The following is a 13,135-nucleotide window of genomic DNA, read 5'->3' as shown; positions in this document are numbered from 1 at the left end:
CGCTAATATGACAGGACACTAAGCCTGGGGGCAGGGATGAGCGACGTCGACAGTTTCATTGATGAGGTGACAGAAGAGGTGCGCCGCGACCGGCTGTATCTGCTTTTGCGCCGCTGGGGCTGGGTGGGCATTGCGGCGGTTGTACTTATTGTAGGCGGGGCCGCTTTCAACGAATATCGCAAAGCCAGCATTACAAGTCAGGCGCAGGCGCTGGGCGATGAAATTCTTGCGGTGCTGTCGCAAGATGATTCCGCCGAACGTGCCGCCGGTCTAAGCGGGATTCAAACGCAATCGCCGGGTGGGGGCGCAGTTCTGAAAATGTTGCTGTCCGCATCTCAGAACGAGGCCGGTTCGGCGCAGGATGCCGTGACCAGCCTGAACGCGGTTGCGACGCAAACTGATCTGCCCGAAATCTATCGCGCCATCGCGAGCTTCAAGGCGTTGCTGTTGCAAAGTGAAACCCTTTCTGCGGATGAGCGTCGCCTGCAATTCGAGGCGCTGGCCGCGCCCGGTGCGCCGCTGCGTCTGTTGGCAGAAGAACAGCTTGCGCTGATTGATGTCGCCGAGGGCAACGCCGCCGCCGCGATTGATCGTCTGCAAGCGCTGCGGCAGGATGCCGAAGTTGGTGTCGATCTGCAGCAGCGTGCGACCCAGCTGATCGTGGCGCTGGGGGGCGAACCGGAACAACTGGTCGCCCAACAAGGCTGATTGAGACAGCGAAACAAGAATGACGACAGGCGAGTTCGGAACATCATGGTAACGAGACTATTCCCCCGCATTGGACTGCCATTGGCGGCGATTGCCCTGACGACGCTTGCGGCCTGTCAGGAACCCGAAGTCATTCTGCCGGGTGAGCGCGAAGACATCCGTCCTGCGTCCGATACCGAAACTGTTGAAACCCGCGGGTCCAAACCGATCAGCCTGCCGGGGCAGACATCGAACGCCAATTGGGCGCAAAGTCCGGGCACAGCCGCTTTCCGAACCACAAACGCTGCGCTCAGCTCAGCGCCGCAGCGCATCTGGTCCACTTCGATTGGCGAAGGCGATTCCCGTAAGAAACGGATTACAGCGGAACCGGTTGTTGCTGGCGGGCTGATTTATACCCTTGATTCCGGAGCCACAGTATCGGCCGTTACACCTCAGGGGCAGGTCGCCTGGAGCACCAACCTTATACCTCCAAGCGACGGCGATTCCGACGCGACAGGTGGCGGAATGGCCTATGCCGACGGGGTTTTGTACGTCTCATCCGGGTTTGGTCGCCTCACGGCGCTGGATGCCAAGACTGGCGCGCAACGCTGGCAGAAGCGGCTGAACGCAACCGGCAGCGGTGCGCCGCTGGTCAAAGACGGGTTGCTTTACGTCGTCGCCGGGGATGAGACCGGCTGGGCTGTGAATACCAAGGATGGCCGTATTGCCTGGCAGGTCGAAGGAACACCCAGCGTTGGGAACGTGCTTGGGGCACCGTCGCCTGCGCTGACTTCGGACCTCGCGGTCTTTGCCTTCGGGTCCGGCGATATTGCCGCGACATTCCGCAGCGGCGGCATCCGCCGCTGGAACGCTTCGGTCGCGGGCGGACGTCGCGGTCGTGCGGCGGCCCGGATCGTTGATGTCACCGGGGGGCCAATGGTAACCGGGGACACGATCTACATTGGGAACCACTCGGGCCGGACCGTGGCACTGGAAGGTGGGTCCGGAGAACGTAAATGGACCGCCAACGAAGGTGCGGTTGATACGGTCTGGCCGGTCGGAAACAGCGTCTTCCTGATCAGCGACCGCAGCCAGTTGGTGCGTCTGAACGCAACAGACGGATCGGTGATCTGGGCGCAGGACCTGCCCGGATTTGTCAAGGACAAGCCCGGACGGCGCGGGGCGATCTTTGCGCATTATGGTCCGATCCTTGCTGGCGGGCGCATCGTTGTGGCCTCGAATGACGGGTACGTGCGCTTTTACAGCCCGGTTGACGGAACCCTGGTTCACCGGATCGAAGTCCCCGGCGGGGCGACCGCGTCGCCTGTTGTTGCGGGGCGCACTTTGTATATCGTGTCCACCAAAGGTGCACTGCACGCTTTCCGTTGACGGCAAGATGCGCTAAAGGGCGCATCTTGAGTCTTGAAAGTTGAGTATCATGTCGCTGACCCTCGCTATCGTGGGGCGCCCGAATGTGGGCAAATCCACACTGTTCAACCGCCTTGTGGGCAAGCGCCTGGCACTGGTCGACGATCAGCCCGGCGTGACACGTGACCTGCGCGAAGGCGAAGGGCGGCTTGGCGATCTGCGATTCACCGTGATCGATACGGCGGGTCTTGAGGATGCAACGGATGACAGTCTGCAGGGGCGGATGCGCCGCTTGACCGAGCGCGCGGTGGACATGGCCGATGTCTGCCTGTTCATGATCGATGCGCGTGTGGGACTGACCCCCACGGACGAAATGTTCGCGGAAATCCTGCGCAAACGATCCAAACATGTCATCCTTGCGGCCAACAAGGCCGAAGGAAATGCGGCGGATGCCGGCGTGCTTGAGGCTTATAATCTGGGTTTGGGAGAGCCCGTGCGCCTGTCGGGCGAGCATGGCGAAGGAATGACCGACCTTTACGCCCACCTCATGCCTCTGGCGGACGCGATGGCAGAACAACAGGCCGATGAGACGCCTGTAACAGATGTGGAACTGGACGAAGAGGGCGAAGGCGAAGCGCGCCTGATCACCGATGCGAAACCGCTTCAGGTCGCTGTCGTTGGTCGTCCAAACGCCGGAAAATCCACCCTGATCAACAAGATTATGGGTGAAGATCGTCTGCTGACAGGTCCCGAAGCCGGGATTACCCGCGATGCCATCAGCTTGCGGATCGACTGGGCCGATCCCGATGGCAACAGCACGCCGATGCGGATTTTTGACACCGCCGGAATGCGCAAAAAGGCCAAGGTGCAGGAGAAGCTGGAAAAGCTGTCCGTCTCGGACGGGCTGCGCGCGGTAAAGTTTGCCGAGGTCGTGGTGGTTCTGCTGGACGCGGCCATACCGTTTGAACAACAAGACCTGCGCATCGCCGATCTGGCCGAACGCGAAGGCCGTGCCGTGGTGGTCGCGGTCAATAAATGGGACATCGAAGAGGACAAGCAGGAAAAGCTGCGCGATCTGAAAGAGTCCTTTGAGCGGCTGTTGCCTCAGTTGCGTGGTGCCCCGCTGATCACCGTTTCAGCGAAAACGGGCAGGGGGCTTGAGCGTCTTCGTGCCGCCATCCTGCGCGCTCATGACGTCTGGAACCGCCGTGTGCCGACCGCAGCCCTGAACCGCTGGCTGGCAGCCATGCTGGAACAGCACCCGCCGCCTGCGCCGCAGGGACGTCGGATCAAGCTGCGCTATATGACCCAGGCCAAGACCCGCCCGCCTGGGTTCGTGGTCATGTGCTCGCACCCGGACAAGATGCCGGACAGTTATTCGCGGTATCTGGTGAACGGATTGCGTGAGGATTTCGACATGCCCGGCACACCAATCCGGCTAACCCTGCGTGGGCAAGGAGACAAGAACCCATACAAGGGGCGGCGCAAGAAAAACGCCGGGGCCCTGGCAAAGCACCTGAAGGGTCGCGGCTGATCCTTGGGTCAGGTTCGGCTGATGTAGCCGTACCGGATCATGGATTTTTGATATGTGCCCGATTCCAAAGACTCGGTACGCTTCGGCCGGTTCATGAAAATTGCGATGTGCGCGGCCCCGATTTTCGGTCAAGCGCGGACATGAGTCAAAAAAGATAAAAACATCGCGATATTTGTTCGTACTGGCGCCGTCAGTTTTGATCTTGAGAATGCGAGACAAAGGTGCCGTGGGGTCAATCTCGGCGCCGGTGACGGAACAGCTTGGCAAAGACTTGAGCGGATTTCCCCGATCACTTGGACAATGTCTGAAAGAAAATGCTATCTATGCCTTTGTTGGAGCATAACAATTACCTGCGCCGGTCTTGCTTTGAGACTATTCGTGTATAATCTGACGATGAACGTTCACACCGGCCAACAGAGGAAAGTGGGACGGTTATGGATCTCAGGGAATATACCCGCCGATATGCGGTTCAGGACAATCGGCTTGCCAGCCTAAGCTATTTTGGGACCTTTGCGGTGTATTTCACATCGCTGGCTTTGGCGATCATCTTCGTGGACCGGTGGTATGTCATGGTCCCGGCCGGCATTGTTTTCGCATTTTCGGCAGTGCGCCTTTACGTGTTGCAGCACGATTGCGGCCATCATTCCCTGTTTGAGACGCGTCAACAGAACGAATGGGCGGGGCATGGCTTGTCACCCTTCACCTTTGCACCTTTCGAGGTGATGAAGCAGAACCACAATCTGCACCACGCCGGTATTGGCAATCTGGAACATCGAGAGACGGGTGAGATTCACACCATGACCTTGCGGGAATGGAATGGTGCCGATTGGAAAACGCGGCTGTTTTACCGGCTTTATCGCAATCCGTTCATCCTCGTGCCGGTTGGTGCGCTGTTCACCTACTTCATTCGCTATCGCTGGCCCAAGAACACCGTGCGATTTGGGGCAGGTGGGGTGCTGTTGCACAATCTGTCGATCATCGTGTTTCTGGGTTTGCTTTATTATGTGGCCGGGACAACGGGGATTCTGGTCTGGTTGGTTTTTTCGTTGTTGGGCGGAATGCTGGGGGTGTTTCTTGTGTATCTTCAGCATAACTTTGAAGACACATACTGGGATCGCCGCCCGGATCTGGACCCACAGGTTGCCGCTTTGCAGGGGTCTTCAGCACTGGACTTCGGCTGGTGGTTCGACAATGCAGTCGCCTGCATCACGCTGCATGATATCCACCATTTCAACGCGCGCATCCCGTCCTATCGACTGCGCGCCTGCCACTATAACCTTCCGCCTGAATTTACCCCGCGGCGGATCAAATTTCGCGAGGCGGTGGCAGCACTGAACCTTAAGCTCTGGGATGAGGATGCCAAACGCCTTGTTCCGTTCCCCAGGAAGGCCTCGACAGGCGATCTGGCTCATAGCGGCTGACGTCTGGCTGGTGAGCCTAACTGTCAGGGGGTTGGGCTGATGTACATCCAACGTATATATGTATTCGAGTGAAGAATTGGAAAGGACCAATAATGACCGCAGTGACCAAAATAAAAGGTGTGGGCCAGGCGCTTGCAAAATCATTGAGCGACAATGGTTTCAAAACTGCGGAAGCCATCGCCAAGGCAAACGCCGCTGATCTGGTCAAAATCCCGCACATAGGTGCATCACGTGCGCAAAGGCTGATCGCAGCCGCCAAGGAAGCTGTTGCCAAGCCAACTGGGACCAAGCCGGCGACCCGGCGCGCACCGGCCCGAAAACCTGCGGCCCGCAAAACCGTAGCGGCGGCTGCCGCTGAAAAGCGGGCAAAAGAAGAGGCGCGCAAGGCGGCCGAAGAAAAAGCTGCGAAGGAACAGGCAGCAGCCAAAGCCCAAAAAAAGGCCAAAGCCAAGGCCAAAGCCGAAAAAGCCGCCAAGAAGCGGCTCGAGATGGAGGCGGCCTTTTCCGAGGCGAAAGATAAAGTGAAGGCCAAGTCCAAAAAGGCCAAACAGAAGGCAAAGTCCAAAAAGGACAAGGCAAAGAAAGACGTTGCCAAGAAGTCGGGCAAAGACGCCGCCAAGAAGTCCGGCAAAAAAGAGGGAAAAAAGAAGAAGGAAAAGAAAAAGGCGAAGAAGTAGTCCCTCTCCGCCTCGACTTGTTTCGCAAACCGGCGCCGTATCAGACGGTTGCCGGTTTTTTGTTTCAGGACAGTGTGCCGTCCGTCTGCAAAGTCAGCTTGCCGCCCAGGTAAGGGGCCAGGACATCCGGAAGGGTGACGGTTCCGTCTTCATTCTGACCGTTTTCCAGGACGGCAATCAGGCAGCGCCCAACCGCAAGACCCGAACCGTTCAGGGTGTGAACATATTCCGGCTTGCCTCCGCTTTCGGGGCGGAAACGCGCGTTCATGCGGCGGGCCTGAAAGGCCCCTGTTGTCGAAACCGAACTGATCTCGCGGTATGCATCCTGCCCCGGCAGCCATGCCTCGATGTCGTAGGTCCGGCGTGCGCCGAAGCCCATGTCACCCGTGCACAGAACCACAGTGCGATAGGGGATGCCCAATTGCTCCAGCAAATCCTCGGCGCAGCGCAGCATACGCTTTTGCTCGTCATCCGAGTTGTCGGGATGGGTGATCGAGACCATCTCGACTTTTTCGAACTGGTGTTGCCGCAGCATGCCTGCCGTGTCCTTGCCTGCGCTTCCGGCTTCGGACCGGAAACAGGCGGTGTGTGCGGTCATGCGTATAGGCAGGGCGCTTTCTTCCAGAATGTCACCGGCGACGGAATAGGTCAGCGTGACCTCGGATGTCGGAATAAGCCACCAGCCATTGGTTGTCTGATAGCTGTCCTCGCCGAATTTGGGCAGTTTGTCGGTGCCATACATCGCCTCGTCCCGCACCAGAACGGGCGTCTGCATTTCCGTCAGGCCGTTCTTGTCGATATGCGTGTCCAGCATGAACTGCGCCAGTGCGCGATGAATGCGGGCGACGCCTTTCGACAGGTTCACGAACCGGCTGCCGCTGGTCTTGGCGGCGGTTTCAAAGTCCATGGCTGCGGCAACGGCAGGGATTTCGTAGTGCTCCTTGGGTTTGAATGCGAAATTACGCGGAGTACCCCAGCGATTGACCTCGACATTTTCGTTTTCATCCGCGCCTTGCGGCACGTCGTCGGCAGGGACGTTGGCAATGCGCGCTAACTGGTCGGTCAGCAGGGCGTCCAGATCTTTGGCTTCGGTCTGCATCCGGGCAATCTCGGCCTTTTTCTCGGCCACCAGTGCGCGCAGACGCTCGAACTCGGTTTCGTCGCCGCGCGCCTTGGCGGCGCCGACTTCTTTGCTGGCCTTGTTCTGCTCGGCCTGGGCGGTCTCGGCGGCAAGTATCTTGGCGCGTCGGCTTTCATCCAGCCTTAGCAGGTCCGACGACACCGGCGCGTCCCCACGGCGCGCAAGTGCGGCGTCGAAGGCGGCTGGGTTTTCGCGAATGGCGCGGATGTCGTGCATTGTTCAGATCCTTGAATACGTGAATCACTGGAACCGCTTATGCACTATCTCGCGGGGAGGGTGTAGCCGGGACAAGACGCCCGGACTATTTCTCTTCCTCTTCGGTGACTTCATGCGCCAGATGGCCGTCCCAAGCCTCGGCAGGGATCTTCGGTTCGGGTGGATCGGCCATATAAGAGGGCGTCATGATCTGAACACTGTTTTCGTTGAAAACGGCCACGATATTGCGATGCAGATCCGAGCGGATTTTCGGGATGATGCTGCCGCGTGTGGTGTACCCGTTGATCTGGTAGTTGATCGCGTAATCGGCCAGCGCGGTCCACAGCACAAAGGGGACGGGCTTGGACTTGATCCCTTTGGTACGGTTGGCCGCCTCGATCAGCATCGCCTCGACCTTTTCGGGCGGCTCTTCATAGCCGATGCCGACAGTGGTGTGCAGCAACAGGCCGCTGCCATCTGTTTGTTTGGAAAAGTTGACCACATCCGAGTTCATCAGCTGCGCGTTTGGGATCGAGATCAGCTCGTTCTTGATGGATTTCAGATGCGTCTCCATCAACTTGATCTGCACCACGTCACCGATATGGTCACCAATCTGAATGCGATCCCCGATCGAAGTTGAACGGCGATAAATCACAAACAGGCCAGCAAGCATGTTCGACACGACCGAGTTCGCACCCAGCGACAGCATGGCGCCGACCAGAATGGTCAGCCCCTGAAACGCGGCCGAATCCGAGCCCGGAATGTAGGGCACGGCAAAGACCAGCGCGATCAGGATCACGATGACACGGGCAATGTTGAATGTCGGATTCACCCAGTGCTTTTCGAAATCGCCCATTTCGAAGGACCCGGCCTCGACCGCATCGAAGAACACCCTCATGCCGCGGATGATGTAGACGGTGATCCAGGCGATCAGGCCCAGCATGATCAAATTCGGGATATAGCTGAGGATGCCCTTGAAGATCAGCAGGACAGGTTCCGTCAGATAGGTCAGCAGCAGTTGCGCGAAATACCGGGTTTCGGCAAAGGCCAGAAGGACAAAGGACAGGTAGTAGTAAAAGCCCAGAAAGAAGATAACCAGCAGGATGAAATTCAGGCCGTATCGGATCAGGGCTGCAATCGCTTCGGCTTGAACGCTTTTGGCGGTCGCTGTTTCGACGTCCTTGAGATAGCGCTTGACCAGCTTTAGGGTGCGTCGTCGTATGCGCCGGTGTAGCCACATGATAATGATGACAAACAATGCAAAGCCGACAGTCCAGGCTAATGCCTCGATCGCGCCTGACACGCGCGCCTGGTCCGTCCGGTTCGCACGGTAGTCGACAATCGCCTCTTCTATCGCGTCGCCATGCAGAAGGCTGAGAACGTCCAGTTCCATCTGGTCCAGTTCCGCATCGGCGACGGTTACGATCGAAACTCTGACGCCATCAGCGAAAATGCGTGTACCAAGATCGGTTTTTTCGAAAGTAATGTCGACTTCGGGGTCTTCCGAAGATTCGGCGACTTCGACAATAATCTTCTGAACCTGCTCGGCCCGTTCCGATGCCGGCAATGCGCTTGAGCCGCGCAGAAAGAACAGTGTTTCGCCGTCGACAACCACCGGGGCCTTGAAAACATCCGTTTCATCGGTCTCGGGGGCCAGAATTTCGGGGGGTGCTTCCTGTGTCTGTCCGGCAGTGGACATGGCAAAAGCCAGCAGGGCTGCGATCAGCAAAACTTTTAATGCTTGCAGGTGTTTATATAGCTGATTCATTGTGACCCCCACGGCCTGACTATACCCCGCCTGACCGTCGTTCCTAGGGTATATCTGCAACGCTTGGAAACATCTTTCGACACGGTGACACAATCAGGACGGGTTACACCGCCGCCTTTGCTTGCAAACGGACACCTCAAAGCATAGGTTCCCGCCAAATTTGCGGAACTTGTCCGCGATCCAAAGTAAAAGGAATGTCCCATGGAAGGTGGCGCAATCGCCCAGTTTCTCCCGCTGATCCTGATTTTCGCGATCATGTATTTCCTGCTGATACGTCCGCAGCAGAAGAAGATGAAGGAACATCAGGCGATGGTCGATGCCGTGCGCCGGGGCGATCAGGTCGTCACCCAGGGCGGGATGATCGGCAAAGTGTCCAAGGTCAAGGAAGGCGAGAACGAGATCGAGGTTGAAATCGCTGAAGGCGTCAAGGTGCGTGTGGTCAAATCGACCATTGCACAGGTTCTGAACAAGACCGAGCCTGCGAAATAACTTCGCGCGACAATCCCTTGAAAAGGCAGGGTAATGCTGCACATTGATACCTGGAAGCGGGTTCTGATCTGGTCGGTCTGTGTGATCGGTCTGCTCATGGCCCTGCCGAATGCGTTCTATACGCGTGTCGAGAAATCGAACGACGCCAAAACCGCCATTGAACTTGGCATTGATACTCCGGAAATGCAGGCCGAGGCCGCCCAGTGGCCAAACTGGCTGCCGTCTTCTCTAGTCAACCTGGGCCTCGATTTGCGCGGCGGCGCGCATCTCTTGGCCGAAGTCCAGACCAGCGATGTCTACGAAGCCCGAATGGAGGCGATGTGGCCGGAAATTCGCGACGCCCTGCGCGATGAACGCGGGACGGTAGGCACCATCCGCAAGCAGCCATCCGCACCGGATGAGATTCGCGTACGGATCAGCCAACCCGAAGGCATGTCTCGCGGGCTGGAAGTTGTACGTGGTCTTGCGCGTCAGGTGCAGACGCTGACCGGTGTTGGGGCGACCGACATCGAAGCGCGCGCCGACGGTGACATAATCGTCGTGCAATTGTCCGAAGCCGAGAAACTGGCTTCGGATGACCGGACCGTGCGTCAGGCGCTGGAAATCATCCGCCGCCGTATCGATGAGGTCGGAACACGCGAACCCACCATTCAGCGTCAGGGTGCGGACCGTATTCTGATTCAGGTCCCGGGCGTCGGCAGCGCAGGTGAGTTGAAAGAGATCATCGGAACGACCGCGCAACTGACCTTTAATCCGGTTGTGGGCCGTGGGACCGACCCGGATGCCGTACCGGGTATCGGTGAAAAAGTCGTGCCCTCGCTGGACGAAAGCGAAGTATTCTACACCATCGAATCCGCTCCGGTCGTGACCGGTGAAGAACTGGTGGATGCGCAACCGTCCTTCGACCAGAACGGCCGCCCCGCAGTCAGCTTCCGGTTCAACACCTCGGGCGCGCGCAAGTTCGGCGACTATACCCTCGATAACATCGGCGCACCGTTCGCGATTGTGCTGGATGATGAGGTGATTTCGGCCCCCGTGATCCAATCCCACATTCCGGGCGGGTCCGGTATCATCACCGGCAATTTCACCGTGGAAGAAAGCACCAACCTTGCTGTGCTGCTGCGCGCCGGTGCCCTGCCTGCGGGGCTTGAGTTCCTTGAAGAACGTACGATTGGTCCCGAATTGGGGCAGGACAGCATCGATGCGGGGAAGGTGGCCACCACGGTCGCCTTTGCCGCAGTGCTGGTCTTCATGGCACTCAGCTATGGCCTGTTCGGAGTGTTCGCCAATATCGCGTTGATCATCAACGTTGGTCTGCTGTTCGGCCTTCTTTCGGTGATCGGTGCAACGCTGACCCTGCCGGGTATTGCGGGCATCGTTCTGACGGTTGGTATGGCAGTCGACGCCAACGTGCTGATTTTTGAGCGCATACGCGAGGAACTGAAATCCGCCAGAGGGCCCTCACGCGCTATCGAGCTGGGATATGAAAAGGCGCTGTCGGCCATTCTGGACGCCAACGTCACTACATTTATCACTGCGACGATCCTGTTCGCCATGGGCAGCGGTCCGGTGCGCGGCTTTGCCATCACTCTGGGTCTGGGCATTCTGACCTCGGTCTTCACCGCGATCTTCGTGACGCGCCTGATGATCGTCATGTGGTTCGAACGCCGCCGCCCCAAAACGATCGAGGTTTGATATGCGACTGAGACTTGTTCCCAAGGAAACCTCGTTCGATTTCTTCAACCGCTGGAAAGTCTGGCTGGGCATTTCGGCTTTGCTGATGATCGTGGGCTTCGCCTCGTTCCTGATCCAGGGCCTGAACTTTGGTATCGACTTTCGCGGCGGCACCACGATTCGGACGCAAAGCGCGCAGGAAATTGATGTGGGCACCTATCGCGATGCCATCGCGCCGCTCGAACTGGGTGACGTGACCATCACCGAGATTTTCGATCCGACTTTCGGCGAGGACGAAAACGTCGCAATGATCCGCATTCAGGCGCAAGCCGATGCCGAAGCCGTTTCCGCTGCTACCGTGACAGCAGTAGAAGGGGCGTTGCAAGCTGCGGTGCCGGATATTCAGTTCGTCTCGGTCGAATCCGTTGGCCCAAAAGTGTCCGGCGAGCTGATCCAGACTGCGGTAATCGCTGTGGCTTTGGCCATCGCTGCGGTGCTTGTCTACATCTGGCTGCGGTTCGAATGGCAGTTTGCCCTGGGTGCAGTGGCCGCGCTGGTACATGACGTGATCCTGACCATCGGTATCTTTTCAGAGCTGCAGATCCGCTTCGATCTGGCCATCATCGCGGCGCTGCTGACCATTGTCGGCTACTCTCTGAACGACACAGTGGTTGTGTTCGACCGGGTGCGCGAGAACCTGCGCAAGTATAAGAAAAAGGACCTCAAAGAGGTTCTGAACCTTTCGATCAACGAAACACTCAGCCGGACGGTGATGACCTCGGTCACCACTCTGCTGGCGCTGATTTCGTTGTATGTACTGGGCGGTGACGTGATCCGCGGCTTTGTCTTTGCGATGATATGGGGCGTGATCGTGGGTACCTATTCCTCGGTCTTCGTGGCATCGACCATCTTGCTGTGGCTGGGGGTCAAGCGCGACTGGTCCAAGCCGTCAAACACGGCGGGCAACCAGTTCGCAAACATCGATGCCTGAGCTTTCGGGCCAGTCCCCGGCGGGGCTGGCCATCGTTTTGTTCGCGGCTTTTCTGGGCGGTGTCGTGCGCGGTTTTTCCGGGTTCGGCACCGCTCTGATCTTTCTTCCTCTGTCCGCGCCATTTCTGGGCCCGTTCGGTGCGCTGATTGCCCTGACAGTCATGGATATTTTCGGTCCGGTCCCGAATCTGCGCCGGGCCTGGGCCTCCGTCGATCGGTCGGATCTTCTGCGGCTGGTCCTTGGTTGTGCGGTGACCTTGCCGATCGGGTTGTGGCTGCTGACGCAGGTGGAACCCGTGGTGTTCCGGTACGCGGTCAGTCTGATCTCACTGTTCATGCTCGCCGTACTTGCCTCTGGCCTGCGCTATCGGGGGCGCGTGCGCCGCGCCATGGTTGCGGGGATCGGAGCCGCCGCTGGTTTCCTTGGTGGTGTCGCAGGGTTGCCGGGTCCCGCCGTCATTCTGTTCTACATGTCGCGTCCGCTGCCGATTGAAGTTGTTCGGGCCACCATTCTGTTGTTCCTCTTTGCCTTTGATTTCCTGCTGCTTGGGATATTGACTGGAATGGGCCGGGTCACCCTGGCGTCGATCGGGCTGGGTCTGGCGCTGGCCGTTCCGAATCTGGCTGGAAACTGGCTCGGAGGGTGGCTTTTCCGGCCCGAGCGCGAGAGGATCTACCGTGCAAGCGCCTATCTGGCGATTGCCGTTGCGGCCTTGTCGGGCTTGCCGCTTTGGGGATAAACACGGGCCATGCGTTTGAACGAGATAACATATAACAGCTCTGCACCTGTTGACGGCTACGGTCCCGGCTTCTTCCGCATCGGCGGGCAGGTCTACGAAGGGTCTGTTCTAACCGGTCCGACCGGCACCGCCGGTTGGGGCGGCTACGATAATCAGGACGCTTTGCTGGAGTTGTCCGACGACGTCGATGTGGTCTTCATCGGCACCGGCGCTGAACTGTCTCACATCCCGGCCGACTTGCGTGTCGCATTGGAGGACGCAGGCCTTGGGGTCGAGATCATGAACTCACCAGCGGCCTGCCGTACCTATAACGTGCTGCTGTCCGAAGGCCGGCGCGTGGCGCTGGCCCTGATCCCTGTTTGACCGGATCCGCTCTTCATCTGGCCAAAAGTATCCCGGGGAGCGCGAGGGGCCGGCCCCTCGCTCCGCTTCCTTCCAAAAACGCAAAGGC

At 58.5% G+C, this 13,135-nt stretch carries 12 protein-coding genes; 10 read left to right on the top strand and 2 right to left on the bottom strand.

The features are described 5' to 3' along the window. Nucleotides 1-36 precede the first annotated feature (36 nt). The 5 genes from ACR0J8_RS00420 (at nt 37) to ACR0J8_RS00400 (ending at nt 5,687) form a co-directional block, all read left to right on the top strand. Nucleotides 37-708, top strand: coding sequence for a hypothetical protein (locus tag ACR0J8_RS00420; RefSeq protein ID WP_480888665.1), 672 nt, complete (start codon nt 37-39; stop codon nt 706-708). 45 nt (nt 709-753) lie between these two features. Continuing rightward, nucleotides 754-2,076 carry a PQQ-like beta-propeller repeat protein gene (locus tag ACR0J8_RS00415; protein WP_480888664.1) on the top strand — a complete coding sequence of 441 codons (1,323 nt, stop codon included), beginning with the start codon at nt 754-756 and terminating at the stop codon, nt 2,074-2,076. Between the two features lie 49 nt (nt 2,077-2,125). Further along, on the top strand, nt 2,126-3,589 hold the full coding sequence (gene der, locus ACR0J8_RS00410; protein ID WP_480888663.1) for a ribosome biogenesis GTPase Der: 1,464 nt from the start codon (nt 2,126-2,128) through the stop codon (nt 3,587-3,589). Between the two features lie 434 nt (nt 3,590-4,023). Then, nucleotides 4,024-5,010 carry a fatty acid desaturase gene (locus tag ACR0J8_RS00405; RefSeq protein ID WP_480522557.1) on the top strand — a complete coding sequence of 329 codons (987 nt, stop codon included), beginning with the start codon at nt 4,024-4,026 and terminating at the stop codon, nt 5,008-5,010. 92 nt (nt 5,011-5,102) lie between these two features. Next, nucleotides 5,103-5,687: a helix-hairpin-helix domain-containing protein gene (locus tag ACR0J8_RS00400; RefSeq protein WP_480522556.1), complete on the top strand. Its 585-nt coding sequence runs from the start codon at nt 5,103-5,105 to the stop codon at nt 5,685-5,687. 64 nt (nt 5,688-5,751) lie between these two features. Here ACR0J8_RS00400 and serS read toward each other — a convergent pair whose 3' ends face one another. Further along, nucleotides 5,752-7,044 carry a serine--tRNA ligase gene (serS, locus tag ACR0J8_RS00395; RefSeq protein WP_480522555.1) on the bottom strand — a complete coding sequence of 431 codons (1,293 nt, stop codon included), beginning with the start codon at nt 7,042-7,044 and terminating at the stop codon, nt 5,752-5,754. Nucleotides 7,045-7,129: 85 nt separating this feature from the next. Then, nucleotides 7,130-8,791 carry a mechanosensitive ion channel family protein gene (locus ACR0J8_RS00390; protein WP_480522554.1) on the bottom strand — a complete coding sequence of 554 codons (1,662 nt, stop codon included), beginning with the start codon at nt 8,789-8,791 and terminating at the stop codon, nt 7,130-7,132. 201 nt (nt 8,792-8,992) lie between these two features. Between ACR0J8_RS00390 and yajC the strand changes: the two genes are divergently transcribed. From yajC to ACR0J8_RS00365, 5 genes are read left to right on the top strand one after another with little or no spacing between them, the layout of a single operon-like run. After that, complete coding sequence (gene yajC / locus ACR0J8_RS00385) at nt 8,993-9,280, top strand: preprotein translocase subunit YajC (RefSeq protein ID WP_170610183.1); 288 nt, start codon at nt 8,993-8,995, stop codon at nt 9,278-9,280. A gap of 33 nt (nt 9,281-9,313) precedes the next feature. Next, nucleotides 9,314-10,975, top strand: coding sequence for a protein translocase subunit SecD (gene secD / locus ACR0J8_RS00380; protein WP_480888662.1), 1,662 nt, complete (start codon nt 9,314-9,316; stop codon nt 10,973-10,975). 1 nt (nt 10,976) lies between these two features. Next, on the top strand, nt 10,977-11,945 hold the full coding sequence (secF, locus tag ACR0J8_RS00375; RefSeq protein ID WP_170610187.1) for a protein translocase subunit SecF: 969 nt from the start codon (nt 10,977-10,979) through the stop codon (nt 11,943-11,945). Continuing rightward, complete coding sequence (locus ACR0J8_RS00370) at nt 11,938-12,684, top strand: sulfite exporter TauE/SafE family protein (protein ID WP_170610189.1); 747 nt, start codon at nt 11,938-11,940, stop codon at nt 12,682-12,684. The genes secF and ACR0J8_RS00370 overlap by 8 nt, the downstream gene beginning before the upstream one ends. 9 nt (nt 12,685-12,693) lie before the next feature. Beyond that, nucleotides 12,694-13,047: an Mth938-like domain-containing protein gene (locus ACR0J8_RS00365; RefSeq protein ID WP_480522551.1), complete on the top strand. Its 354-nt coding sequence runs from the start codon at nt 12,694-12,696 to the stop codon at nt 13,045-13,047. Nucleotides 13,048-13,135: the final 88 nt, after the last annotated feature.

The sequence above is a fragment of the Ruegeria sp. N11 genome, assembly GCF_056531525.1.
Note: the sequence above shows the minus strand (reverse complement) of the source record. Positions and strands in the feature narration are given on the sequence as shown.

Excerpts from the sequence above, each read along its gene's own strand:
- ACR0J8_RS00415 (WP_480888664.1), top strand. The coding sequence starts at position 754 with ATGGTAACGAGACTATTCCCCCGCATTGGACTGCCATTGGCGGCGATT.
- ACR0J8_RS00365 (WP_480522551.1), top strand. The coding sequence starts at position 12,694 with ATGCGTTTGAACGAGATAACATATAACAGCTCTGCACCTGTTGACGGC.
- secD (WP_480888662.1), top strand. The coding sequence starts at position 9,314 with ATGCTGCACATTGATACCTGGAAGCGGGTTCTGATCTGGTCGGTCTGT.
- serS (WP_480522555.1), bottom strand. The coding sequence starts at position 7,044 with ATGCACGACATCCGCGCCATTCGCGAAAACCCAGCCGCCTTCGACGCC.
- ACR0J8_RS00370 (WP_170610189.1), top strand. The coding sequence starts at position 11,938 with ATGCCTGAGCTTTCGGGCCAGTCCCCGGCGGGGCTGGCCATCGTTTTG.
- yajC (WP_170610183.1), top strand. The coding sequence starts at position 8,993 with ATGGAAGGTGGCGCAATCGCCCAGTTTCTCCCGCTGATCCTGATTTTC.
- ACR0J8_RS00390 (WP_480522554.1), bottom strand. The coding sequence starts at position 8,791 with ATGAATCAGCTATATAAACACCTGCAAGCATTAAAAGTTTTGCTGATC.
- secF (WP_170610187.1), top strand. The coding sequence starts at position 10,977 with ATGCGACTGAGACTTGTTCCCAAGGAAACCTCGTTCGATTTCTTCAAC.
- ACR0J8_RS00420 (WP_480888665.1), top strand. The coding sequence starts at position 37 with ATGAGCGACGTCGACAGTTTCATTGATGAGGTGACAGAAGAGGTGCGC.
- ACR0J8_RS00400 (WP_480522556.1), top strand. The coding sequence starts at position 5,103 with ATGACCGCAGTGACCAAAATAAAAGGTGTGGGCCAGGCGCTTGCAAAA.
- ACR0J8_RS00405 (WP_480522557.1), top strand. The coding sequence starts at position 4,024 with ATGGATCTCAGGGAATATACCCGCCGATATGCGGTTCAGGACAATCGG.
- der (WP_480888663.1), top strand. The coding sequence starts at position 2,126 with ATGTCGCTGACCCTCGCTATCGTGGGGCGCCCGAATGTGGGCAAATCC.